Origin of the sequence: Acinetobacter sp. XS-4 (genome assembly GCF_023920705.1) — a bacterium.
Taxonomy (GTDB): Bacteria; Pseudomonadota; Gammaproteobacteria; order Pseudomonadales; family Moraxellaceae; genus Acinetobacter.
Window position 1 is genome coordinate 3,582,939 of sequence record NZ_CP094657.1, and the last position, 23,724, is coordinate 3,606,662.

At 40.1% G+C, this 23,724-nt stretch carries 24 protein-coding genes; 12 read left to right on the forward strand and 12 right to left on the reverse strand.

The genetic code is table 11. From position 1 onward, the window contains the following. Positions 1 to 16: 16 nt before the first annotated feature. Entirely contained in the window at positions 17 to 508 is a 492-nt protein-coding gene (ilvN, locus tag MMY79_RS16590; protein ID WP_001215920.1) for an acetolactate synthase small subunit, read from the reverse strand. Next, positions 508 to 2,232, reverse strand: a complete 1,725-nt coding sequence (locus MMY79_RS16595) for an acetolactate synthase 3 large subunit (protein ID WP_252610346.1) — start codon at positions 2,230 to 2,232, stop codon at positions 508 to 510. The genes ilvN and MMY79_RS16595 overlap by 1 nt, the downstream gene beginning before the upstream one ends. A gap of 503 nt (positions 2,233 to 2,735) precedes the next feature. Between MMY79_RS16595 and MMY79_RS16600 the strand changes: the two genes are divergently transcribed. The 8 genes from MMY79_RS16600 to MMY79_RS16635 all read left to right on the forward strand — a co-directional run bounded on the left by MMY79_RS16600 (position 2,736) and on the right by MMY79_RS16635 (position 13,341). Next, positions 2,736 to 3,083, forward strand: coding sequence for a DUF4124 domain-containing protein (locus MMY79_RS16600; protein WP_252610348.1), 348 nt, complete (start codon positions 2,736 to 2,738; stop codon positions 3,081 to 3,083). A gap of 187 nt (positions 3,084 to 3,270) precedes the next feature. Next, on the forward strand, positions 3,271 to 5,895 hold the full coding sequence (gene leuS / locus MMY79_RS16605; protein ID WP_252610350.1) for a leucine--tRNA ligase: 2,625 nt from the start codon (positions 3,271 to 3,273) through the stop codon (positions 5,893 to 5,895). Positions 5,896 to 5,922: 27 nt separating this feature from the next. Further along, positions 5,923 to 6,432 carry an LPS assembly lipoprotein LptE gene (gene lptE / locus MMY79_RS16610; RefSeq protein ID WP_252610352.1) on the forward strand — a complete coding sequence of 170 codons (510 nt, stop codon included), beginning with the start codon at positions 5,923 to 5,925 and terminating at the stop codon, positions 6,430 to 6,432. Positions 6,433 to 6,450: 18 nt separating this feature from the next. Continuing rightward, positions 6,451 to 7,440: a DNA polymerase III subunit delta gene (gene holA / locus MMY79_RS16615; RefSeq protein ID WP_252610354.1), complete on the forward strand. Its 990-nt coding sequence runs from the start codon at positions 6,451 to 6,453 to the stop codon at positions 7,438 to 7,440. A 107-nt stretch (positions 7,441 to 7,547) separates the two neighbouring features. Next, a complete protein-coding gene (locus MMY79_RS16620; RefSeq protein WP_151826850.1) occupies positions 7,548 to 8,888 on the forward strand; it encodes a MacA family efflux pump subunit in 1,341 nt (446 codons plus the stop codon). A 2-nt stretch (positions 8,889 to 8,890) separates the two neighbouring features. Beyond that, positions 8,891 to 10,885: a MacB family efflux pump subunit gene (locus MMY79_RS16625; RefSeq protein WP_252610356.1), complete on the forward strand. Its 1,995-nt coding sequence runs from the start codon at positions 8,891 to 8,893 to the stop codon at positions 10,883 to 10,885. A 22-nt stretch (positions 10,886 to 10,907) separates the two neighbouring features. Next, positions 10,908 to 12,302 (forward strand): efflux transporter outer membrane subunit, encoded by a 1,395-nt coding sequence (locus MMY79_RS16630; RefSeq protein WP_252613553.1) that lies wholly within the window; start codon positions 10,908 to 10,910, stop codon positions 12,300 to 12,302. Positions 12,303 to 12,492: 190 nt separating this feature from the next. Then, positions 12,493 to 13,341, forward strand: coding sequence for a DUF4062 domain-containing protein (locus tag MMY79_RS16635; protein ID WP_252610358.1), 849 nt, complete (start codon positions 12,493 to 12,495; stop codon positions 13,339 to 13,341). A 198-nt stretch (positions 13,342 to 13,539) separates the two neighbouring features. Here the strand turns inward: MMY79_RS16635 and MMY79_RS16640 are convergent, their stop codons facing one another. The 3 genes from MMY79_RS16640 to orn all read right to left on the reverse strand — a co-directional run bounded on the left by MMY79_RS16640 (position 13,540) and on the right by orn (position 15,933). Further along, entirely contained in the window at positions 13,540 to 14,343 is an 804-nt protein-coding gene (locus tag MMY79_RS16640) for an enoyl-ACP reductase (RefSeq protein ID WP_035366526.1), read from the reverse strand. Between the two features lie 137 nt (positions 14,344 to 14,480). Beyond that, the gene (locus MMY79_RS16645; protein WP_252610360.1) at positions 14,481 to 15,212 is read right to left on the reverse strand and encodes a Bax inhibitor-1/YccA family protein; all 732 of its coding nucleotides are present in this window, start codon (positions 15,210 to 15,212) and stop codon (positions 14,481 to 14,483) included. Between the two features lie 154 nt (positions 15,213 to 15,366). Next, positions 15,367 to 15,933, reverse strand: coding sequence for an oligoribonuclease (orn, locus tag MMY79_RS16650; protein WP_004794671.1), 567 nt, complete (start codon positions 15,931 to 15,933; stop codon positions 15,367 to 15,369). Between the two features lie 124 nt (positions 15,934 to 16,057). Between orn and rsgA the strand changes: the two genes are divergently transcribed. The 4 genes from rsgA (at position 16,058) to secB (ending at position 18,383) form a co-directional block, all read left to right on the forward strand. After that, entirely contained in the window at positions 16,058 to 17,119 is a 1,062-nt protein-coding gene (gene rsgA, locus MMY79_RS16655) for a small ribosomal subunit biogenesis GTPase RsgA (RefSeq protein ID WP_252610362.1), read from the forward strand. A 98-nt stretch (positions 17,120 to 17,217) separates the two neighbouring features. After that, on the forward strand, positions 17,218 to 17,634 hold the full coding sequence (locus MMY79_RS16660) for a rhodanese-like domain-containing protein (RefSeq protein WP_003654928.1): 417 nt from the start codon (positions 17,218 to 17,220) through the stop codon (positions 17,632 to 17,634). A gap of 11 nt (positions 17,635 to 17,645) precedes the next feature. Continuing rightward, the gene (gene grxC, locus MMY79_RS16665) at positions 17,646 to 17,903 is read left to right on the forward strand and encodes a glutaredoxin 3 (protein ID WP_002114715.1); all 258 of its coding nucleotides are present in this window, start codon (positions 17,646 to 17,648) and stop codon (positions 17,901 to 17,903) included. Positions 17,904 to 17,930: 27 nt separating this feature from the next. Further along, positions 17,931 to 18,383 carry a protein-export chaperone SecB gene (gene secB, locus MMY79_RS16670; RefSeq protein ID WP_252610364.1) on the forward strand — a complete coding sequence of 151 codons (453 nt, stop codon included), beginning with the start codon at positions 17,931 to 17,933 and terminating at the stop codon, positions 18,381 to 18,383. Positions 18,384 to 18,439: 56 nt separating this feature from the next. Here secB and MMY79_RS16675 read toward each other — a convergent pair whose 3' ends face one another. Genes MMY79_RS16675 through MMY79_RS16705 form a run of 7 tightly spaced genes read right to left on the reverse strand, consistent with a single transcriptional unit; the run spans position 18,440 to position 23,723 of the window. Further along, positions 18,440 to 19,108 (reverse strand): 4'-phosphopantetheinyl transferase superfamily protein, encoded by a 669-nt coding sequence (locus tag MMY79_RS16675; protein WP_252610366.1) that lies wholly within the window; start codon positions 19,106 to 19,108, stop codon positions 18,440 to 18,442. A gap of 24 nt (positions 19,109 to 19,132) precedes the next feature. Then, positions 19,133 to 19,567, reverse strand: coding sequence for an excinuclease (locus MMY79_RS16680; protein ID WP_252610368.1), 435 nt, complete (start codon positions 19,565 to 19,567; stop codon positions 19,133 to 19,135). 11 nt (positions 19,568 to 19,578) lie between these two features. Continuing rightward, the gene (locus tag MMY79_RS16685; protein WP_252610370.1) at positions 19,579 to 20,805 is read right to left on the reverse strand and encodes a beta-ketoacyl-ACP synthase; all 1,227 of its coding nucleotides are present in this window, start codon (positions 20,803 to 20,805) and stop codon (positions 19,579 to 19,581) included. Beyond that, positions 20,805 to 21,530 carry a 3-ketoacyl-ACP reductase FabG2 gene (locus MMY79_RS16690; protein ID WP_252610372.1) on the reverse strand — a complete coding sequence of 242 codons (726 nt, stop codon included), beginning with the start codon at positions 21,528 to 21,530 and terminating at the stop codon, positions 20,805 to 20,807. Before MMY79_RS16690 ends, MMY79_RS16685 begins: the two co-directional genes overlap by 1 nt. Positions 21,531 to 21,553: 23 nt before the next feature. Further along, on the reverse strand, positions 21,554 to 21,979 hold the full coding sequence (locus MMY79_RS16695; protein WP_252610374.1) for a 3-hydroxylacyl-ACP dehydratase: 426 nt from the start codon (positions 21,977 to 21,979) through the stop codon (positions 21,554 to 21,556). Continuing rightward, entirely contained in the window at positions 21,979 to 23,181 is a 1,203-nt protein-coding gene (locus tag MMY79_RS16700; RefSeq protein ID WP_252610376.1) for a beta-ketoacyl-[acyl-carrier-protein] synthase family protein, read from the reverse strand. Before MMY79_RS16700 ends, MMY79_RS16695 begins: the two co-directional genes overlap by 1 nt. After that, entirely contained in the window at positions 23,178 to 23,723 is a 546-nt protein-coding gene (locus MMY79_RS16705) for a DUF3261 domain-containing protein (protein ID WP_252610378.1), read from the reverse strand. The genes MMY79_RS16700 and MMY79_RS16705 overlap by 4 nt, the downstream gene beginning before the upstream one ends. Position 23,724: the final 1 nt, after the last annotated feature.

Consider the following 23,724-nt stretch of genomic DNA (forward strand, 5'->3'; position numbering starts at 1 on the left):
AAATACTTTTAAAAAATTAAATGGCTAATACTTTTTCGCCACGGGCGATACCAGATACACCTGAACGAACGACTTCTAGAATAGTGTTTTCTGCAAGCGCATCGATAAAACCATCTAATTTTTCAGTTGTCCCTGCTATTTGAATGGTATAGGTAGTTGGTGTCACGTCGACAATTTGCGCACGGAAAATATCCGCAGTACGCTTAATTTCAGCACGTGAAGCACCTAACGCTTTTACTTTAATCAACATCAGTTCACGCTCAATGTGTGAACCTTCTGATAAATCTACTACTTTTACAACTTCAACAAGCTTGTTGAGCTGCTTTGTAATCTGTTCAATCTTATGGTCATCACCATAAGTGGTTAACGTCAAACGTGACAACGTTGGGTCTTCGGTCGGGGCTACATTCAACGTCTCAATGTTATAGTTACGTTGACTGAATAAACCCACCAAACGAGAAAGCGCACCAGCTTCGTTTTCAACGAGTACAGAAATAATATGTCTCATTATGTACGCTCCCCTTTACCTAACCACATATCCTTCATGGACTGACCTGCGATCAGCATTGGATAAACATGTTCTGTACGATCCACCATGACATTAATGAATACACATTTATCATTAATTGCCATTGCTTCAGCAAGCTTCGACTCTAGTTCATCAGCATGATCAATTTGAATACCCACATGACCGTAAGCTTCCATTAACTTACCAAAGTCAGGTAACGATTCAACATATGAGCTTGAGTGACGGCCTTCATAGTTCATATCTTGCCATTGTTTAACCATACCTAAAGCACGGTTATTCAAGCATAAGATCTTCACATTCATACCGTATTGCTTACAAGTTGAAAGCTCCTGAATACACATCTGAATTGAAGCTTCACCGGTAATACAAACTACCTGTTGATCTGGGAAAGCCAACTTAGCAGCCATTGCATAAGGTAAACCTACGCCCATGGTGCCCAATCCGCCAGAGTTAATCCATTGACGTGGACGCTTGTACTTGTAATACAACGCACCAAACATTTGGTGTTGACCTACATCAGAAGTAATGATGGCATCACCATTGGTCGCTTTATATAAAGCCTCAACAACTTGTTGTGGCTTCATTGTGCCATCAGCAGGTGTTTCATACTTCAAACCATGAACTTTACGCCATTCATTAATTTGATCCCACCATGCAGAAATTGCTTCAGGATTTGGCTTAGACACATCCAATTGTTTCAATTGCGTCAACATTTCCTGAAGTACAGGCTCAACTGCCCCTACAATCGGAATGTGCGCCATGATCGTTTTTGAAATGCTCGCCGGATCAATATCAACATGAATAACTTTTGCATTCACACAGAATTTTGCAGGGTTATTGGTTACTCGGTCATCAAAACGAGCACCAATTGCAAGAATGACGTCAGCATTATGCATCGCCATGTTTGCTTCATAAGTACCGTGCATTCCCAGCATGCCCACAAACTGTGGATCATCACCTGGGAAACCACCAAGACCCATAAGTGTATTTGTTACTGGGTAACCCAACAAATGAGCTAGCTCAGTCAATAATGCTGATGCATTACCTTGAACAACACCACCACCTGTATAAATTACAGGGCGCTTTGCACTTAAAAGTTCATCAATCGCTTTGCGAATTTGACCAGAATGACCACGTGAAGGAGGCTGATAAGAACGCATCTTCACTTTTTCAGGATATTCGTATGCAAATTTTTCTGCAGGATTTGTAGCATCTTTAGGAATATCGACTACAACTGGGCCAGGACGACCACTTGATGCAATATAAAATGCTTTTTTGATAATTGCAGGAATTTCACTTGCGTGACGAACTTGGAAGCTGTGCTTCACGATAGGACGTGAAATACCGACCATATCAGTTTCTTGGAAAGCGTCTTCACCAATAAGATGTGATGCAACCTGGCCAGACAAAATCACCATTGGGATTGAGTCCATATAAGCTGTTGCAATTGGAGTCACAGTATTAGTTGCGCCAGGTCCAGAAGTGACCAGTACTACGCCTGTCTTACCTGTAGCACGTGAATAAGCATCTGCCATATGACCAGCAGCTTGTTCATGACGTACGAGGTAATGATTAATTTTGTCTTGTTGAAATAGCGCATCATAAATATGTAATACAGCGCCGCCTGGATAACCAAAAACATGTTCAACGCCTTCGTCCGCAAGAGCACGAACGAGCATTTCACCACCAGATAAAAGTTCCAACGTGATTCACCCTAAAATCTTTATCACTATTTATGGAAGGCACAAATAGTGTTTCATTCATTGAATTGTCTGCACTGTTATAGCACACATATTGTCTAGTTTTCGTTGCAATAGAAAAATTTCTGTTTTTCAGCCGTATAAGCTTTTTTAACATTAATAAAGCATGTCTGGATATACATACTTTAAGTAAAATCAATCTCTCGGCTAGAGAGAATGTCTATTACAAAACATGACGGTTATTCGAAGGGTGATCAAATAATCGCATATAAAACTAAAGGAGCATTTTTGTTGTTTAATTCACTAAAGTCAAGATTAAAGAAAAGGTTTTTCCATAAAAAATTTTAGCTGCTTCTTTTTTAATCTAAAATTGAATCGTAAATTGGGTAGCTCTAATCTCTATTTATTAAAATAATTATTCTTCTTTATATAAAACCATGCATTGTAAATTGCTTATTTATGAACTTTATTTAAATATAGCCAGCTTTCTTTGGGGAATATCTGATATGAATTTATCTTATTTAAAAACAAGCTTATATACAGCAGTTACAACAGCAATTTTAATTTACTCAAGCCAAAGTCAGGCACAGCAATATTACAAATGGATGGATAAAAATGGTTCCACCCATTACACCACGACTCCACCACCTAAGAGTGCAAAACATTTGAACAAAGTTTCAACTTATGGCAGCCAATCATCCGTAAAAAATTTGACCCCCACCTCAGAACAACAACCTCAAGATAAAACAGATAAAGTAGTACGAGAGGCAACTAACGTCGCACAAGAAAAAAATGCACCCGCCGCCGCAGTTCTACCTGCTACATCAGCCCCATCCGCTACAACACCACGATAAGTAAAATGAGAGTGGTGAATATTTTCATCACTCTTCTATTATTTAAAATAAAGAAGAATAGATTGAGAAATGTTTATTGCTCATATTAAAAGATAAAATCCTGATCTAAAAACTGACATTTCCTTTTATTTTGCGCTATGCTGTGCAGCAATCTTTCATTTCAATTTTCGTTGTATAGCTTACGTCTATGACTATTTCTCACATTGACCCCGAATATCAAGCAAACACGATTGAACCATCAGTTCAACAAGATTGGGAAAATCGTAAAGTCTTTAAAGTTGCCGACACTGTCGAAGGTAAACATCGCTACATCCTGTCAATGTTTCCTTACCCAAGTGGCAAGCTGCATATGGGGCATGTGCGTAACTATACAATTGGCGATGTAATTAGCCGTTTTTACCGTTTAAAAGGTGAAACTGTATTACAACCTATGGGTTGGGATGCATTCGGTCTACCTGCGGAAAACGCAGCAATTGCCCATAAAGTTGCTCCGGCAAAATGGACATTTGAAAACATTGCCTACATGCGTGACCAATTAAAAAAATTAGGTCTATCTGTAGACTGGGACCGCGAGTTCGCAACTTGCACACCAGAGTACTATCACTGGGAACAATGGTTATTCGTTCAGCTTTATAAAAAAGGCCTGATCTACCGTAAACTTTCAACAGTAAACTGGGATCCAGTTGACCAAACAGTTTTAGCAAACGAGCAAGTTGAAAATGGTCGTGGCTGGCGCTCAGGTGCATTGGTAGAAAAACGCGATATTCCAATGTACTACTTCCGTATTACGGACTATGCACAAGAATTATTAGACGATCTTGACACTTTACAAGATGGCTGGCCTCAACAAGTGTTGACCATGCAACGTAACTGGATTGGTCGCTCTACAGGCATGGAAATTACTTTCCCATCTGCCAATACCGAAATTTATGCTGATGGCTTAACTGTTTATACCACGCGTGCTGACACTTTAATGGGTGTGACATACGTTGCCGTTGCAGCAGAACACCCTCTCGCGCTTAAAGCTGCTGAAAACAACCCTGAACTGGCTGCATTTATCGAAGAATGCCGCATGGGTTCAGTTGCAGAAGCTGACTTGGCAACAGCCGAGAAAAAAGGTATGGCAACAGGCTTGTTTGTAAAACATCCTGTAACTGGTGAAGAGCTTCCTGTCTGGATCGCAAACTACGTATTAATGTCTTATGGTTCTGGCGCAGTAATGGCTGTACCGGCACATGACGAACGTGATTTTGAATTTGCTAACAAGTTTAACTTGTCAATTAAGCAAGTGATTGATGCCAAAGGCGCTGATGATGCAGACTATTCTGCAACTGAATGGCAAGAATGGTACGGTTCTAAAGAAGGTAAACTTGTTAACTCTGGTGAGTTTGACGGTTTAGAATTCCAAGCTGCGTTTGACGCATTCCTTGCGAAATTAGAACCACACAATTTAGCAAATTCTAAAGTTCAATTCCGCTTACGTGACTGGGGTGTTTCTCGTCAACGTTACTGGGGTTGTCCAATTCCAATGATTAACTGTGATACTTGTGGTCAAGTCACAGTTCCAGAAGACCAGCTTCCAGTTGTATTACCAACAGATGTTGTTCCAGATGGTTCAGGTAACCCGCTTAACAAAATGCCTGAATTCTATGAAACTAAATGTCCTTGTTGTGGTGGCGATGCACGCCGTGAAACAGATACTTTAGATACTTTCGTAGAGTCATCTTGGTACTATGCACGCTATGCATCTCCAGACTTTACTGGCGGTTTGGTTAAACCTGAAGCTGCTCAAAATTGGCTTCCAGTGAACCAATACATTGGTGGTGTTGAGCACGCAATTCTTCACTTACTTTATGCACGTTTCTTCCACAAATTAATGCGTGACGAAGGCGTTGTACAAGGTAACGAGCCATTTACCAACTTGTTAACTCAAGGCATGGTGCTTGCAGATACGTTCTACCGTGAAGCAGAAAATGGTAAGAAAACTTGGTTTAACCCAGCTGATATTGAGCTAGAGCGCGATGAAAAAGGTCGTATTCTTTCTGCAAAATATTCAGGTGACGGCCAAGAAGTTGTGATCGGCGGACAAGAAAAAATGTCTAAGTCGAAAAACAACGGTATCGACCCACAAGCGATTATTGACCAATACGGTGCAGATACTGCTCGTGTATTCATGATGTTTGCTGCACCACCAGATCAATCTTTAGAATGGTCTGATGCAGGTGTTGAAGGTGCAAACCGTTTCTTGAAACGTGTATGGCGCCTTGTTGCTGGCTTCCTTGAAAAAGGAAACTCAGCTTCTACAATCGATGCAGCTAATTTGTCTAAAGACGCTCAAGACTTACGTCGTAAAACACACGAAACCATTCAAAAAGTAAGTGATGATATTGAACGTCGTCATGCATTCAATACTGCGATTGCTGCTTTAATGGAGTTGTTAAATGCAAGCAACAAGTTTGAAGCAAAAGACGACAATGACATTGCTGTAGAACGTGAAGCAATCACAACACTGTTAACGTTACTCGAACCGTTTGCACCACATTTAAGCCAAACTTTATTGGCTCAATTTGGTACAGATGTTACGGCAGCAACTTTCCCTGAAGTTGATGCTGCTGCGTTAACACGTAATACGCAAACGATTGTTGTACAGGTTAACGGTAAACTTCGCGGTAAACTTGAAGTTTCTGTTGATATTTCGAAGGAAGATCTATTAGCTCAAGCTAAAGCTCTACCAGAAGTTCAACAATTCTTAACCGGACCAACAAAAAAAGAAATTGTGGTTCCAAATAAATTAGTTAACCTCGTGGTTTAATTAAAGTTATTAATGAGAGGATCAAGCATGCACTTAGCCAAACGTTTAGCCGCTGTTGTTTTAACCTTAGGCCTTAGTGCAGGCTTAGTCGGGTGTGGATTTCATTTAAAAGGAACCAACCCGACTGCGACTCCGCTTGTTTATAAAAAGTTAAGCCTTGAGTTACCAGGTAAAACTGATGATTTGGAAACGCAGTTAAAAGTGTATTTAGCTGCAAATGGTGTTCAACTCAGCAATGATAATGATGCCTATGTACTTCGTGTTTTAGAGTACACACCACGTCGTCAGCTTTTAAATGGAAAACTAACTGAAGTATTATTACGTTTGACTGTAACCTTCCAGATTGAAGATCGTCAGGGTAATAAGATTACTGAGCCACGCTCATTAACTGCATCTCGTAGTTATCAATATGACTTGGCAACAGTCAACACTGAAAATCAGCAAGAAAGTTACTTACAACGTATTGTAATTGATGATATTGCGCAGCAGATTACTCGTCAGATTTCAGCAAATCGCTTACCAAAAGCTCAGCCTTAACCTGTATTTTTGCCAGCAATGAAAATTGACTATTTACAAGCCTTAAAACGTACTCCGGAAGCTCGGGGTGCGTGGATTTTACATGGGCAAGAGCCTTTATTAGAACAAAATTTATTAGATGCCTTTCGCAAAAGCTGGCAGCAACAAGAAGTTGAAAGACAGCGCTATGATATTAGTAGCGTAAGCGACTGGAAAAATGTCTTTAACGCACTTAATAGCTTATCTTTATTTTCTCAACAGCTTGCTATTGAAGTACACGGCAATATAAAACCTGATGCGAATGGCTTAAAACAACTCAAAAGCTATATACAACATAATGAACATAACCTGCTTTTAATTGTTTTACCCAAACAAGATAGTAATAGTTTAAAGTCTGCTTTCTTCCAAGTTGTTGAAGCAAATGGAGTTGTAGTTGCCCTAACGGCAAATTACCCACAAGACCGTCAACGTATTTTAAACGTAGAAGCAGAAAAGCTTGAGATCCAGCTCGACAATGATGCTTGGCAGTGGTTAATGCAACATCATGAGCACAATTTGCTTGCAGCTAAAAATAGCTTGATGCGTGTAAGAGATACATTTCCAGACCAACAACTCATTCAAATTGAACAATTATATGCGTGCCTACAAGATCAATCACGCTATACCACCTATGATTTAAGTGATGCGTTATTAGAAGGTAACCTTGGCCAATCTATTAAGATTTTTCAATATTTAATTGCAGCAGGCGAACCAGATAGTCTGATCTTATGGACTTTAAGTAAAGAAATGCGCTTGTTAATGCAATTGTTTGAACAGCCTCATAATGCCTTACAGCTTGGCATATGGAAAACAAAAGTAGGGTTATATCAACAAGCATTAAGAAGACTAAATCCACAACAGTTCCTAGGTTGGTCTACCCTTCTATTACAAATCGATGCAGCAATTAAAGGAATGTCGAACGAAAATACAGAACATTTAATGCAGCAAGCGATTGCTGAATTATGTGGAAAAACATTATTTATACACTAATTCGCCTGAATCATTTTTTTTCATTCTTGAAATATCATAAAAATTCACGTTTTATCCTCATTTCGCTTTTATACTAAATTAAATTTTAAACTTTTCGACCTGTTGCCATGCCAAAAATAAAGCCAATCAAACTTGTTATTATCATCGTCTGTATAGTCATTATTGCTCTTTTAGCTTGGAAGTTTTTCAAGCCAAAACAGCAACAGCCACAATATATTACTGCCGAGGTAACACGCGGGGATATTGAAAATAATGTACTTGCAACGGGTACACTTGATGCAACCAAACTGATTAGTGTCGGTGCACAGGTATCTGGTCAGGTTAAAAAAATGTATGTGCAACTTGGCGATCAAGTTAAGCAAGGTCAACTTATTGCGCAGATTGATTCAACGACCCAAGAAAATAGTTTAAAAACCTCTGATGCGAATATTAAAAATTTAGAAGCACAGCGCCTTCAGCAAGTTGCTTCTTTGAATGAAAAACAACTTGAATACCGCCGTCAACAACAAATGTATGCACAAGATGCAACACCACGTGCGGATTTAGAATCGGCTGAGGCAAGCTATAAAACAGCTCAGGCACAAATCAAAGCGTTAGATGCACAAATTGAATCGGCAAAAGTCACAAAATCTACGGCGCAAACCAATATTGGTTATACGCGTATTGTTGCTCCAACAGATGGTACGGTTGTCGCAATTGTGACTGAAGAAGGTCAAACCGTAAACGCCAATCAAAGTGCGCCAACAATTGTCAAAATTGCAAAACTACAAAACATGACGATCAAGGCTCAAGTCAGTGAAGCTGACATTATGAAAGTTGAGAAAGGACAACAGGTTTATTTCACTACTTTAGGTGAAGACACTAAGCGTTATGCAACTTTACGCCAGATTGAACCTGCTCCAGATTCTATTTCTAGCGAATCAACAAGTACGACAAGCTCAACAACGAGCTCAGCTGTTTACTATAATGCCCTATTCGATGTGCCAAATACTGATGGTAAATTGCGTATTGATATGACTGCACAAGTTTATATCGTATTAAACTCAGCTAAAAATGCCCTGCTCGTTCCATCATCAGCACTTAGCTCTAAACAATTTTCAGGTCAAAGAAAATCAGGCCAATCATCTGATAAAGCTAGCTCTACACCTGAAGCTACTAAAAAATCTCAAGGAAATGGAGCTCGTTTGGAGCGTCTTAACCTGACTGCTGAGCAAAAACAGTTAATTGAACAAGGTAAATTAACGTTAAGTGTTGTACGTGTATTACAAGCTGATGGCACAACTAAACCAACTCAAATTTTGGTTGGCATTAACAACCGTGTAAATGCGCAAGTTCTTGCGGGCTTAAAACAAGGTGATCAAGTTGTCATTGCCGATAGTGCAGATACTTCTGCTGCATCAGCTAATAGTAGTAATAACCGTCGCCGTAGTGGCCCAATGGGAATGTAAGCATGACAAAACAAGCTTTGCTTGAAGTCAGCAATCTAGTCCGGGAATTCCCTGCTGGCGAAAGCACGATACAAATTTTAAAAGGCATTGACCTTACCATTTACGAAGGCGAACTGGTTGCTATTGTCGGTCAGTCTGGTTCTGGTAAGTCAACGCTCATGAATATTTTGGGTTGTTTAGACCGCCCTACGAGTGGTAGTTACAAAGTTAGTGGCCAAGAGACCGGCAAACTCGAACCAGATCAACTCGCTCGACTACGCCGTGAATATTTTGGTTTTATTTTCCAGCGCTACCATTTACTGGGTGATTTATCTGCTGAGGGTAACGTTGAAGTTCCGGCTGTTTATGCAGGTGTTACCCCTTCTGAACGAAAACAACGTGCAACGGCTTTGCTGACCGAATTAGGTTTAGGCACTAAAACACTCAATAGACCAAGCCAGCTCTCTGGTGGTCAGCAGCAGCGTGTTTCGATTGCCCGTGCACTTATGAATGGCGGTGACGTTATTCTGGCAGATGAACCGACAGGGGCACTCGACTCTCATAGTGGTGTTGAGGTGATGCGTATTTTGCGTGAACTCAATGCCGCAGGTCACACTATTATTTTAGTCACTCATGATATGCAAGTTGCAAAAAATGCGACGCGTATTATCGAAATTAGTGACGGAGAAATTATTAGTGACCGTCCTAATATTCCTGATCAAGCAGCCGAACCAGGCAACTCTGATCCAGATGCCGCTCCAGCTTTGCAAGGCAAACAGAAGAAAGGCAAAAGTATTTCTGCATGGCGTTCTACTTTAGACCGCCTATCCGAAGCTTTTCAAATGGCTTTACTGTCGATGAATGCCCACCGCATGCGTACTTTTTTAACCATGCTTGGGATCATTATTGGTATTGCATCTGTTGTTACAGTGGTCGCCCTAGGTAAAGGTTCTCAGCAACAAATTTTAAGCAATATTAGTAGTCTGGGAACAAATACGATTACGGTGTTTCAGGGCCGTGGTTTTGGTGACAACTCCAAAACTGCAAACTTTAAAACATTGGTTCCTGCCGACGCTGATGCGTTAATGACTCAACCTTATGTCAGTGCAGTCAGCCCAATCGTCAGCACATCTAAAACCATTCGTTATCAACAAAATGAAGCAAACGCGACCATTAATGGTGTGAGTAACGATTATTTCGATGTAAAAGGTTTGGTTTTTAAAGATGGGCAAACTTTTGACCAACGTAGTGTGCGTGATCGTTCACAAGATGTAGTCATTGATACTAATACACAAAAACAATTCTTTAGTGATGGCACTAACCCAATTGGACAAGTGGTGCTACTTGGTAGTGTTCCAGCTCGAATTATCGGAATTGTAGAACCTCAAACCAGTGGAATGGGCTCAGATGATACTTTAAATGTCTATATGCCTTATACAACCGTAATGAGCCGTATGTTGGGTCAATCTAATGTGCGTAATATCGTGGTTCGTATTAATGACAAATATTCAACTGCTGCCGCAGAAAATGCGATTGTAAACTTATTAACTCAGCGCCACGGTGCACAAGATATTTTCACTATGAACAGTGACAGTATCCGTCAAACCATTGAGAAAACAACCAGCACAATGACGCTTTTGGTTTCAGCAATTGCCGTAATTTCACTGGTGGTTGGTGGTATCGGGGTAATGAATATTATGCTGGTTTCTGTGACTGAACGTACTCAAGAAATTGGCGTACGTATGGCCGTAGGTGCTCGTCAAAGTGATATTTTGCAGCAATTCCTGATTGAAGCAATTTTGGTGTGTCTAATTGGTGGTGTACTTGGCGTCTTACTGTCGCTTGGTCTTGGACAACTTATTAATAAATTTGCTGGCGGTAACTTTAGCGTGGCTTATTCAAGCACTTCTATTATTGCAGCATTTGTCTGTTCAACACTGATTGGTGTCGTTTTTGGTTTCTTACCTGCCAAGAATGCCGCGAAACTTGACCCTGTTGCCGCACTATCTCGAGAATAAGGAAAATTGCATGTCTTTCTCTATGACTAAACTCAGCACAGCACTTCTTCTCACAGGTTCTCTTGTAGGATGTGCAGCTGTAGTAAAAACCCCTTATGAAACACCTACGGTACAAGTTCCGGGTAGTTTTCAGTATGATGCTACCAAAGCAAAAAACATGTCTGCCGATCAATACTCTGATCGGTGGTGGACACTTTTTGGCGATGCGCAGCTTAATCAGCTCGTAAGCAATGTATTAGAGCGTAACAGTGATTTAGCAGTTGCTGGAATTGCATTAAAACAAGCTCGTCTACAAGCTGATCTAACTGCAAACAAACAAGGTTTACGTACCAACTCTAGTGTTTCAACTGGTCATTCTTTCGATTTAAATTCGGGAGATGACAGCTCTAAAGGCCTATCAATGAGTGCGGGTGTAAGCTATGAGCTTGACTTGTTTGGCAAGCTTGCACGCCAAACTGAAGCAAGTAAATGGGAAGCCTTAGCAACTGAACAAGACTTACAAGCCACTGGGCAAAGTTTAATTGCAACCACTGCCAAACTCTATTGGCAACTCGGTTATTTAAATGAGCGCTACACAACTGCCCAGCAAAGTCTCGCAACCTCTCAAAAGCTTTATGACTTGGTACAAATTCAATATAAAGCTGGTGCTGTGTCAGGTGTAGATCTGACTCAAGCAGAACAATCGGTACAAAGCCAAAAAGCGAGTTTAAGCCAGATTGAACAACAACGGGTTGAAACTCGCACAGCTATTGCGGTGCTATTACATGAGCCGCTGCAACAATTAAACATTCAAGAGCCAAAGCGTTTACCACGTAATGCACTGCCGGCAATTGGTGCGGGCTTACCTGCCGATATTTTATCGCGCCGTCCAGATCTACAAGCCTCTGAGCTTCGTTTGAAAAAAGCACTTGCGACTAAAGATGCTACTAAGGCGAGCTACTATCCATCGATTAGCTTAACCAGCAGTTTAGGTTCAAGCAGCACATCGTTGACAGAACTGTTACGTAACCCTGCCCTGACGCTTGGTGCAAGTTTAAGCTTACCATTTTTGCAATATAACGATATGAAGAAGGATATCGCGATTAGCAATCTGGATTATGAAAAAGCGATTATTCAATATCGTCAAACGCTTTATCAGGCTTTTGCTGACGTAGAAAATGCTTTATCGAGTCGAACCGAACTAGACAAACAAGTAGCACTACAAGAACGTAATGTTGAACTTGCAGAAAAAACTGAACGTTTAACTGAAGTCCGTTACCGCTATGGCGCTGTTGCATTAAAAACACTTCTTGATGCTCAGCAAACTACACGTACTGCACGGTTAAGCCTCGTTGAAACCAAGCAAAGCCAATACAATGCTTATGTTACCCTTATGCAAGCTTTAGGTGGTTCACCTGTAAAAGAACTGCCAAATTAATAGCACTCTAGATGCAATTCTTTTACTTACTTAAAACTATCAGTTCATTTTCGATGAACTGATAGTTTTTTGATTTTACTAATCAAATTTTATATATTAACGTAAATATCGCTGTTTTATATGCTGAATAGAATAAATCTAAATAAGATAGAAAATCCGATTAGTTATATTTACAAAAAGAGTTCAAACTATGAGTTATGAAGCTAAAGTATTCAATGTAATGATAGCCTCTCCTGGAGATGTTGCATCTGAAAGGACTATCATTCGTGACGTAATATATGAGTGGAATGCTGTTCATTCAAAAACACGAAATATTGTTTTATTACCTGTTGGATGGGAATCTCATTCATCTCCTGAAATGGGGGCCTCTCCTCAAGAAATCATAAATAACCAAGTTTTAGATAAATGTGACTTCCTTATTGGTGTTTTTTGGACGCGCATTGGAACACCTACCACAGAATATGCTAGCGGTACTGTTGAGGAAATCGAAAAACATATAGCCACTGATAAACCAGCGATGCTTTATTTTTCCAGTCAGCCTGTTGTAATGGACACAGTTGACCCAAATCAATATGCTGAATTAAGTAAGTTTAAAAAAAGTTGCCAAACTCGTGGCTTATATCAAAGTTATGATAGCCAATCAGACTTCAAAGACAAATTTTATCGCCATCTCCAACTTAAAATTAATGAACACTCTTTATTTAAATTCGAAATAAGCGACTCATTACTACATCAAACTGAAGTGGTAAAATCTAAAACTTCACTTCCGACTTTATCAAACGAGGCTCGTATATTACTTAAAGAAGCAAGTCTCGATAGCAACGGTACTATTATGTCTCTAAGCTATATAGGGGGTGAAGACATTCAAACTAATGGTAAAAATTTGATTTCATCACAACAACCAAGAGAGGTTGCCCGTTGGAAATCAGCTATTCAAGAACTAAAATATGAAAATTTAATTGAAGATCGCGGCTATAAAGGTGAAATATTTAGAATCACTAACCTTGGTTATCAAATCGCAGATATGATCGAATTATAAATATCAGGATAAATTTATACAAAATTGATTAATATAGAGTTTTTCATCCAACCAAAATTACTAGATATACTCTCTAGTGATGCTGGGCTTAGTGCTGTAAAAATCCTTTTCGAAATGTACTCCTATTCAAAAACTTAATGATAATAAGAATAAAGCCGCTATAAAAGCGGCTTTATTCTATAAATTAGATAAATCTAATTATTCATCATCCATCATAGATTGGCTCATACCTACAGTATTGAAACCAGCATCTACATATAGAATTTCACCAGTAATACCTGAAGCCCATGGTGAACAAAGGAATAATGCTGCATTACCCACTTCGTCAATGGTCACATTACGTTTTAACGGCGCAACTTTTTCATTAGCATCTAACATTTTACGGAAAGATTTAATACCAGAAGCAGCTAAAGTACGGATTGGACCCGCAGAAATCGCGTTTACACGGATACCATCAACACCCAAGCTTGATGCTAAGTAGCGAACACCCGCTTCTAAAGAAGCTTTTGCCATACCCATTACGTTGTAGTTAGGCATAACACGCTCAGAACCTTGATAAGTCAAAGTCAATAAACAACCTTGGCGAGCTTGTAATAAAGGTTTTGCAGCACGAGCCATTGCAATAAAGCTGTATGCACTGATGTCATGAGCAACTTTAAAACCGTCACGGTCAGTCACGTCAGTAAAGTCACCATCAAGCGTATGTGCAGGAGCAAAGCCAATAGAATGAACTACGCCATCAAGACCGTCCCAATGTTTTGCAAGTTCTGCAAATGCATTGTCAATTTCACTATCAACTGCTACATCACATGGAAACACAAGCTTAGAACCGAATTGCTCAGCAAAGTCATCCACACGTTTTTTTAATTTTTCGTTTGGATAAGTAAACGCAAGCTCTGCACCTTCACGGTGTAATGCTTGAGCAATACCAAAAGCAATTGATAATTTACTAGCAACGCCTGCAATCAAAAAGCGCTTACCTGCTAAAAGTCCTTGTGTCATGCCGATCTCACTCAAAACAATTTCAAGCATAATGCCAATATTCAGCGGTTTTCGAAATTGCATAATGCATCTTTTTTCAAAAATCGCACGAAAAAAAATCGCTCCTGATAAGGAGCGACTTCTCGATGAATTCAATCTTAGTCGTCAGACAATAAGCCAAGTAAGCGTAAGAAAGAAATATACATCCACACTAAAGTTGCAAGTAATGCGATACCACACAACCATTCCATGAATTTTGGTGCACGATATGCTGCATTAGTTTCGATTAAATCAAAATCTAAAATCAGGTTAAGTGAAGCAATCACTGCAACAAATGCAGCAAAGCCAATGCCTAACCAGTTACTTTCAAAAATATAAGGAACACTTGAACCAAATGCTAAACGCATGACCATCTGTACAATAAATACAATAAAGATCGCTAAAGATGCAGAAATTACAACTGACTTGAACTTTTCAGTTGCGCGAATAATTTGGAATTTATATAGACCAAACATCACCAAAGTGGTGACGAAAGTTGCTAATAAAGCTTGAAGAGGAACACCTGGGTATTTCATTTGAAAAGTAAAAGAAATACCACCTAAAAAAGCCCCTTCAAATAAGGCATACGGAATTGCCAATGTTGGCGCGGTCGTTGGTTTAAACGTTGTAATTAAAGCTAAAACCAAACCACCAATTGCACCCACAATTGAAGCCGCGTAAGCAATACCAACATTTGCAGTAAAGGCTGCATAGAAAAATAAAGCGACACCCATCGCAGCAGCAATAACTGTCAACATTACAGATTTTTGAATTGCACCTTGCACAGTCATCGGTTGACTATAGTCACTGACCGTTTCAACACGGGTCAGTATCGGGTTATTACTTTGCATAAATGCTCTCTTTTTATAATAAAAATTTAAAACATCATTTTAAGCAAAATGAATATGAAAGCCAAATCAGGCGATCGGCATTATTGTAACAATCCCCTTTAAACAATAAAAAAGGAGGCAATAGCCTCCCTTTCATATCACTCGGGCAAAGTCATTAATCTTTACCATCAGTATTCATAATAAAGAAATATTCACGGTAGTATTTCAACTCAGAAATCGAGTCACGAATATCATCCATTGCCAAATGCGATGCATTCTTTTTCAGACCGCTCATAATTTCAGGGCGCCAGCGTTTTGAGAGTTCTTTTACCGTAGAGACATCAAGATTACGATAGTGGAAATACTGCTCTAGTTCTGGCATAAGACGGTGCAAGAAACGGCGATCCTGACAGATCGAGTTACCGCACATCGGTGAAACTTTTGGATTGACCCATTTTTTTAGGAATTCTAAAGTCTGTAACTCAGCATCACGAGCTGTTAATTTGCTGCGACGAACTCGTTCAACCAACCCAGATTGCCCATGTTGGCGAGTATTCCACTCATCCATTGCATTTAAAATACGGTCAGGCTGATGAACGGCTAAAACCGGACCTTCGGCAAGTACATTTAAATGATCATCTGTAATAATTGTTGCAATTTCAATAATTTGGTCATTATCGGTATCTAAACCGGTCATTTCCAGATCAATCCAAATTAATCGTGTATTTAAAGTACTGCTCATGTATGTACGTTCTAAATGCCGTAAAAACATCAATAGTAGCAAATTTCTTGCATCTGCGCTGTAATTCTATAGCCGCTTCATGCTATTTTTGCCATCTTCAAACAGTGGTTTTTTTGGGATATGAATGGCTTTAATTCGTAAGCGTCGTTTAACTGAACAACAGCAACGTCGTATTGAAAAACAGCACAAAACTCGCCAAGAAGAGGCCGATACGTCACAAGATCTGGACGGACTCGTTGTACAACATTATGGCCGTCAACTTGAAGTACAGGCACTCTCTGTACCTGAGCATCACCCAGAAAAACCTCAAGTTGCCGAAGGAGAGCCAGAACCTTTCTGGAAACCTATCGAGCTCAAAAGTGTATGGCGCTGCCATACTCGAACAAACTTAGAATTACTTGTGACTGGTGACCGAGTTAAATGGCAAGCTGACCCAAACACAGGTTTAGGTATTATTACAGCCATTCACCCTCGTACCTCTTTACTTACTCGTCCCGACCGTTATCACAAGGTTAAACCAGTTGCAGCAAATATCAGTTTGATTGTAATTGTATTTTCTCCCCTTCCTGAGCCAGCTCCGACATTAATCGACCGTTATTTAGTTGCTTGCGCAGACGCTAACATTCCTGCACTTTTAGTCTTAAATAAGTCTGATCTTTTAACCGAAAATGACCCGATTCTCACACTATTAGAAGAATATAAAACTTTGGGTTATGAAGTGATGATTTGCCAGTCTAAAAAGGGGGATATCACTGCTTTATCTGAACGTTTAGATGGTGAAACAGTGGCTTTCGTTGGCCAATCGGGTGTAGGAAAAAGTTCTTTAATTAACGTGCTCATTCCAGATGCAGAGCAAAAAACAAATATTATTTCTGAAAACTCTGCACTTGGTCAGCACACAACAACCTCTACACGTTTAATGAATTTCGGTAAAAATGGCGCGTTAATCGACTCACCAGGAATTCGTGAATTTGGGCTTTGGCATCTTGATTTAGAAAAAATTCGTATGGGCTTTCCAGAAATTGAAGCACATTTGGGTTCTTGCCAATTCCGTAATTGTACCCATACTCATGAAAAGAACTGTGGGTTAAAACACGCTGTAGAATCTGGTGAAATTTTACCACGGCGCCTAGATAGCTTTTTGCGTTTAAATGATGAGATTCAAGAAGCACAGCAAAAAAACTAATTTTCTGTCCGCTTTGCCCTTGAAGTGGTGATTTTGATCACCATCTATATACGCTATACTCTAGGTCAATTTTGTTTTTAATTTTTTTTAGGTGACTTGTGGAACGCTGGTTAGAGTTTATGGGGAATCACCCCATTTTGTTTGGTACGCTCGGAGTCTTGGTCGTGTTGTTCTTCATTTTTGAAGGTCAACGTAACGGTCGTAAAATTTCACCACAGTCGCTTGGTATTTTAGTGAAAGCAAAAAATGCCATACTCATCGACTTGCGCGATAGTAAAGACTTCCGTGAAGGTCATATTAGTGGCAGCCGCAATATTCCTTTCAGCCAAATTGCAAGTCATGCTGATGAATTAAAAGCAAGTGAGCGTCCATTAGTATTTATTTGCAACCTCGGGCAAGTTGCTGGTAGTGCTTTGCAAAAAGTTGCTCACCATGACAGCTATCGTCTTGATGGTGGTATTAGTAACTGGAAAGCACAAGGCTTACCTCTTGTTAAAAGCAAACCAAAAGCTTAAGGAGAATTATTATGGCTGCAAATGTCATTGTTTACTCAACTTCTGTATGTCCGTATTGCGTTCGTGCTAAACAGTTACTTGAGCGTAAAGGTGTTGCTTACAAAGAAGTAAATCTTTCTGTCGAAGCACCAGAAGTACGTGTTGAATTAATGCAACGCACTAATCATCGTACTGTCCCACAAATTTTTATTAACGATCAGTTTATTGGCGGTTTTGACCAACTTTATGCTTTAGAGCGTGAAGGTAAACTCGACGAATTATTGGCTTAACATCGCATCCATATTAAGGAAAAAACAATGAGCGAAGAACAACAAGTTCAACCACAATTAGCTTTAGAGCGTATTTATACAAAAGATATTTCTTTTGAGGTTCCTGGGGCGCAGGTTTTTACTAAACAATGGCAACCTGAACTCAATATCAATCTTTCTTCTGCTGCAGAAAAAATTGATCCAACTCATTTTGAAGTTTCTTTAAAAGTTGTGGTACAAGCTGATAACGACAAAGAAACAGCGTTCATTGTAGATATTACTCAATCAGGTATTTTCTTGATTGATAACGTTGAAGAAGATCGCTTACCGTATATTTTAGGCGCGTATTGCCCAAATATTTTGTTCCCGTTCTTACGTGAAGCTGTAAATGATTTAGTGACTAAAGGTAGCTTCCCACAGTTACTTCTTACTCCTATCAACTTTGATGCAGAGTTCGAAGCGAATATGCAACGTGCTCAAGCTGTTGAAGGCCAAGCTTAATTTTATAGCTTGCTTTAAACAAAAAAACCGCGTAATTCGCGGTTTTTTTTTGTGTGCTATTTGGTGAATTCACCATTAAGTGAATGAAGCTGAATTGTAGGAAACTGAAAACCACGACAAGATAATTCTGAGCGCCATGCCACCGTTAGCATCATATTGCCTACAACGAAGTTTTGATAAGCAAATGTCCCGATAAGTGCGTGCGAACATATTCCGCCACGATCTGTAGGATGTGCTTGAGTGTTTAAAGTATTTAAATCTAAACGTATACCAAGACCCGAAGCTTTTAGGACAGCCTCTTTAATCGTCCAGACTTTAAACCAGTATTCTCTGTCTTGTTCCAAGCTTAGCCAAGTTTCATATTCATCTGGATGAAATGCGTGCTGAGCTAGAGCTTGCAAACGTACTTTACGATCTAGCTCTTCAACGTCTATACCGATATCTTTAACATGCTGACTCATTGCCAAAGCATAATATTGTTGGCTATGAGAGTGATTAAAATCTAAGTCTTGATTCAATAAATATGGTTTGCCATGCTCATGCTTTGCAAACTCTAAATCCGTTATTTTAATTTGTAATTTCTGTGCTATGAGTTCGTTTCTAATATTATGTATTTGCTGTTTTTTATAATGATTAAATGTACGAAAGTCTGGAAAATCTTGTTTAGATTTTAAAAGAAGCTGGGACAATGTCTGTGTGTAGACTTCAATATTACGTTTAGACATTATCCCGACCTTATTTAAAATTAATTAGAATTTAACCACGTCGCCTTTTAAGGTAACACCCGCCATCATGGCACCTTTATAGCAATCGTAAGTTGTCGTACTTGTAGTTTCATTGGCTTTAAAATAGCTCACAATATTGGTAACAGCGTTTGCACCTTGTGCTTTAGCATTGTTTTGCATTTGGATCAGTGCTGAACGCAAAACCCAGTCACAAGACGTAGCTGCTGACTTACCAAAACCATTGGTCTTTTTATTAGTCACTGCATCTTTTTGAATCACTTTACCGCCAGACTTTGTACCCTTTAAATAAAACTTTACTGAACCATCTAAAGTTCCATCTGCAACTGCACGGTCTACAGCTTCTTTAAAATTTAACTGATGTACTTCATCTCCAGCCTGAACAGTGGCAGTAAAACCCGCACTTAGCATTGCTACAAGTAAAAGTTTTTTATTTAACATTGTTGTGTTCCTTATTGTTTAACACGTTTAAAAATAAGCGAAGTATTTATTCCGCCAAAAGCAAAGTTATTGCTCATAATAATGTCAGCATCCAAACTTCTCGGCTGCTGAACGATATAATCCAGATCACCGCACAGTGGATCAATTTCATCTAGGTTTAAAGTTGGAATGAAGCGGCCACGATTCATCATTTCAATGCTCAGCCAAGCTTCAATAGCCCCACATGCCCCCAGCGTATGTCCAAAGTAGCTTTTTAAAGAGCTGATTGGTTTACGTCCCAAAACTGTTGCTGTCGCCTGACTTTCAGCCACATCACCCTGATCCGTTGAGGTGCCGTGCGCATTCACATAAGCGATGTCTTTAGCATCTACAGATGCATCTTTAAGTGCCAATTGCATACAGCGCCCCATCATCTCGGCGTCTGGTTTAGTTACATGTTGACCATCGGTATTGCTACCGTAGCCAATCACCTCTGCATAGATATGAGCACCTCGAGCTTTGGCATGTTCATATTCTTCTAAAATTAAACAACCTGCCCCTTCACCAATCACCAACCCATCTCGCTTAGCATCAAATGGACGTGGTGTTTTTTCTGGTTGGTCATTCATGCCACTGGTCGCGAACAATACATCAAAAACCGCTGCACCTGCTGCACTAAGTTCCTCAGCACCACCTGCAATCATGACCTGTTGTTTGCCATATTTAATTGCTTCATAGGCTTGCCCAATGGCCATAGAGCCAGAGGTACATGCACTTGAGGTCGGTAAAGTTAACCCTTTTAGACCAAAATATACGGTCATGTTCACCGCGCTTGTGTGGGCCATCATGCGAATATAAGTGGTTGCATTGATCTTACTCATACTCTGATGAAGCAGCATGCTGGCAAACTCACCCACGGCCTCTACACTACCCGCAGAAGAACCAAAAGCAACACCAGCTTCGCCACTAGACAAAATTTCATGCTCAAGCAAACCTGCATTTTGTAAAGCCGTTTCCGCACAAACCACAGACATAAGAGCTACACGCCCCATCCCGCGGGTAACCTTACGGTTAAAATGTTTTGAAACATGGAATGTTTCAACAGGCCCAGCAAGCTTAGTCCGAAGATCAACATATTGCTCCCACTCTGGCATGTAGCGTATACCGCTTTTGGCAGCGTCAAATCGAGCAAAGATCTCATCGGAGGTTTCACCTAAAGAGGTAATTCCTGCCATTCCTGTTACAACCACACGTTTCATTAGATGAGTCCCCCATTCACAGAGATAACCTGTCGGGTTATATAAGAGGCTTCATCTGAACACAAGAATTTTACTACGCTAGCCACTTCATCGACCTGTCCCATGCGCTGCAACGGGATCATTTTAAGCGCATGTTCTTTGACTTCATCTGTCACCATTTCAGTTTCAATCAGTCCAGGTGCTACACAGTTCACGGTAATTTTTCGCTTCGCCAATTCGAGTGCCAAAGCCTTGGTTGCACCAATTAATCCTGCTTTTGCAGCACTATAGTTAACCTGCCCCCGGTTACCCATAATTCCCGAAACCGAAGATAAGGTGACAATACGACCACCTTTACGCAAATGAATCATTGGCATAACTAATGGTTTTAATACGTTATAAAAACCATCTAGGGAAGTCGAAATAACTTCATCCCAATCTTGATCGGTGAGTGCTGGAAAAGCACCATCATGAGTAAGACCTGCATTCAATACAACGCCATAGAATCCGCCATGCTGTTCTACATCTTGTTCTAAAATCTGTTGAACGGTTTGGCGTTCATTTACATCAAACATTAGATAATGGCTATTTTGACCTAGAGCCTGTATCTCTTGTACGACTTGCTCAGCCTTTGCCTGACGCGAACGTGCATGCACAGTCACATCAAAACCAGCCTTTGCAAGTTGTAATGCAATCGCTTTCCCAATTCCTCGACTTGAACCCGTTACTAAAATTCGTCTTGTCACAATGTATTCCTAATTCTTTGTGGTTATCCAAATGGTGATTCTGTTGGCTCAAATACACTTAACGTTGCCTGAATGCAGTGCTCAGCATATTGAATTTCACAGGAAAATTGCCCAAGTCCTTCATGAAAATATTGTTGTTCTATTTGAATGATCAATCGAGAACCCAAGGCGAAATAAGGGATCGGTAAATTTAACTTACGTGTTCCCAATAAAAAACCGACTTTTGGCGCTTGTTTTGACTGCTGACCTTGCCAGCCAGAATAAGCACTAATCGTTTGTGCCATAATTTCAATGCTTGCCCATGTCGGCAAACCTTCTGCTTCACAAAACATCAGCTCTGGCGTAATCGTGAGTTCTGCTTGCGCCCGCCCTTCTGCAACCTCGGTTAAATGGTCAATAAATACCATCGGTTGCTCATGAGGAATATATTGAATTGCATCTAGTTTCACTAGGGCTTCACTCCAAAAACAAGACTAATATTACTTCCACCAAAAGCGAAAGAATTACTCATGACATAGCGGATGGGCTGTTTTAGTTCCGCTTCTTTCACATAGTTTTGGTCAGCCAAATCTGGATCAACCTCAACACTTTGATGTAAAGGCAACCAATTTTGATCTTTTAAAACTTGCTCACAAATAAAAGCTTCTATGGCACCAGCAGCACCGAGACAATGTCCAGTTTTATGTTTTGTACTACTTAAAGCCACTGGGTAATCACCAAAAATTTGTCTTACAGCCTTAATTTCCATTGCATCATTTTGTGGAGTTGCTGTTCCATGCAAATTGATATAACCCACCTCTTGAGCTGAAATACGTGCCATATCTAATGCACGTTGCATAGCTAAAGCGGCACCTTTACCTTCAGGGTGCGGGGCTGAAATGTGCCATGCATCCATAGATTCACCCGCTCCCATTAACATGACAGGTGCTTGTTCTTTACTTAGTACAAAAAACGCAGCAGCTTCACCAATATTAATACCATCACGGTTTAGACCGCAGGGTTGGCAAATATGTTCTGATAAACTTTCTAGGCTATTAAATCCATTTAGAGTCAACTTACACAAGGTATCGACGCCACCCACCAGCACAACATCGGCTAAATCTGTGTGAAGTAATCTCTGCCCTGCGGCTAATGCTTTAGCGCTTGAAGAACAAGCTGTTGAAATCGTATAGGCTGGCCCTTCCCATCCTAAGTACTGCTGCAAAGCTTTCGCTAAACAGCTCATTTCTTGGGGATAGTGTGATATCGATAGATCGGTTTGCCCTTGAAAATATTGCTTAAGCAATAATTCATTATCTGCAATACCAGAAGTCGATGTGCCCACCACAATCGCCAAACGTTTATTCTCAAAGGATGCCGTATAGGCTTTTAACTCTGTTTCAATTTCAGATAATGCGGTTAATGCAAAACGTAGATTACGTGAATCTACAGACTGTAAAGCATCAGGTACGCTCGAACATAATGGATACGTATATTGTCCGACCCAAACATCACGATCAGCGATTAAATCATCACGCAAACTCAAGGTTTGCTGCGGCTGTTGTAATGCCTGTTTAATTTGATTAAGCTCGCAGCCTAATGCAGATAAACCAACACTAAATTGTATGCCTACTGCCATTGGAGCTGCATTTGCTGAAGGTAAATGTTTCATGGCGTAGAACTTTCTTCTGTCTGCAAGGTGTTCTCAATCGAACTCAGCGTCATGGTATAAGGGACTTGTTCATTAATCAATTCAATGCTTCCTTGTCCCTGTTTAAGCTGCAATACAGGTTGCTTTTCAATATAAACAATTTGCTTATCTGCTTGTTGTTTCATCTCTACAGCTTGCTGCCCTAAATGCGAAAACTGAGGGTATGTCGCAAACAAAAGGTCACGCACTACAAACTCAAAAGGCAATAAACGCATTTGATCAATACGCTGTTCAACATGAACCCGATGCCCATCAAACTGTAACTTAAATAATTGCTGGCCTGTCAGGCTTAAAGCGACCATATCTAGGACAGCACCCTTTTGCTGTTGATATAACAAGAAGCTAAAACTTTGCTGCTTCCACTGAACTTCAACTTGATCTTGCCTTTGATAAGTGTGAGCCTGCCATAGAGGACTTTGCAGCCCTTTAGCATGTGGCATAACCTGACAACCATTTAAAAATATAAAGCTACTGAGTAATATCGTTGCCCATTTGCGTTGCATG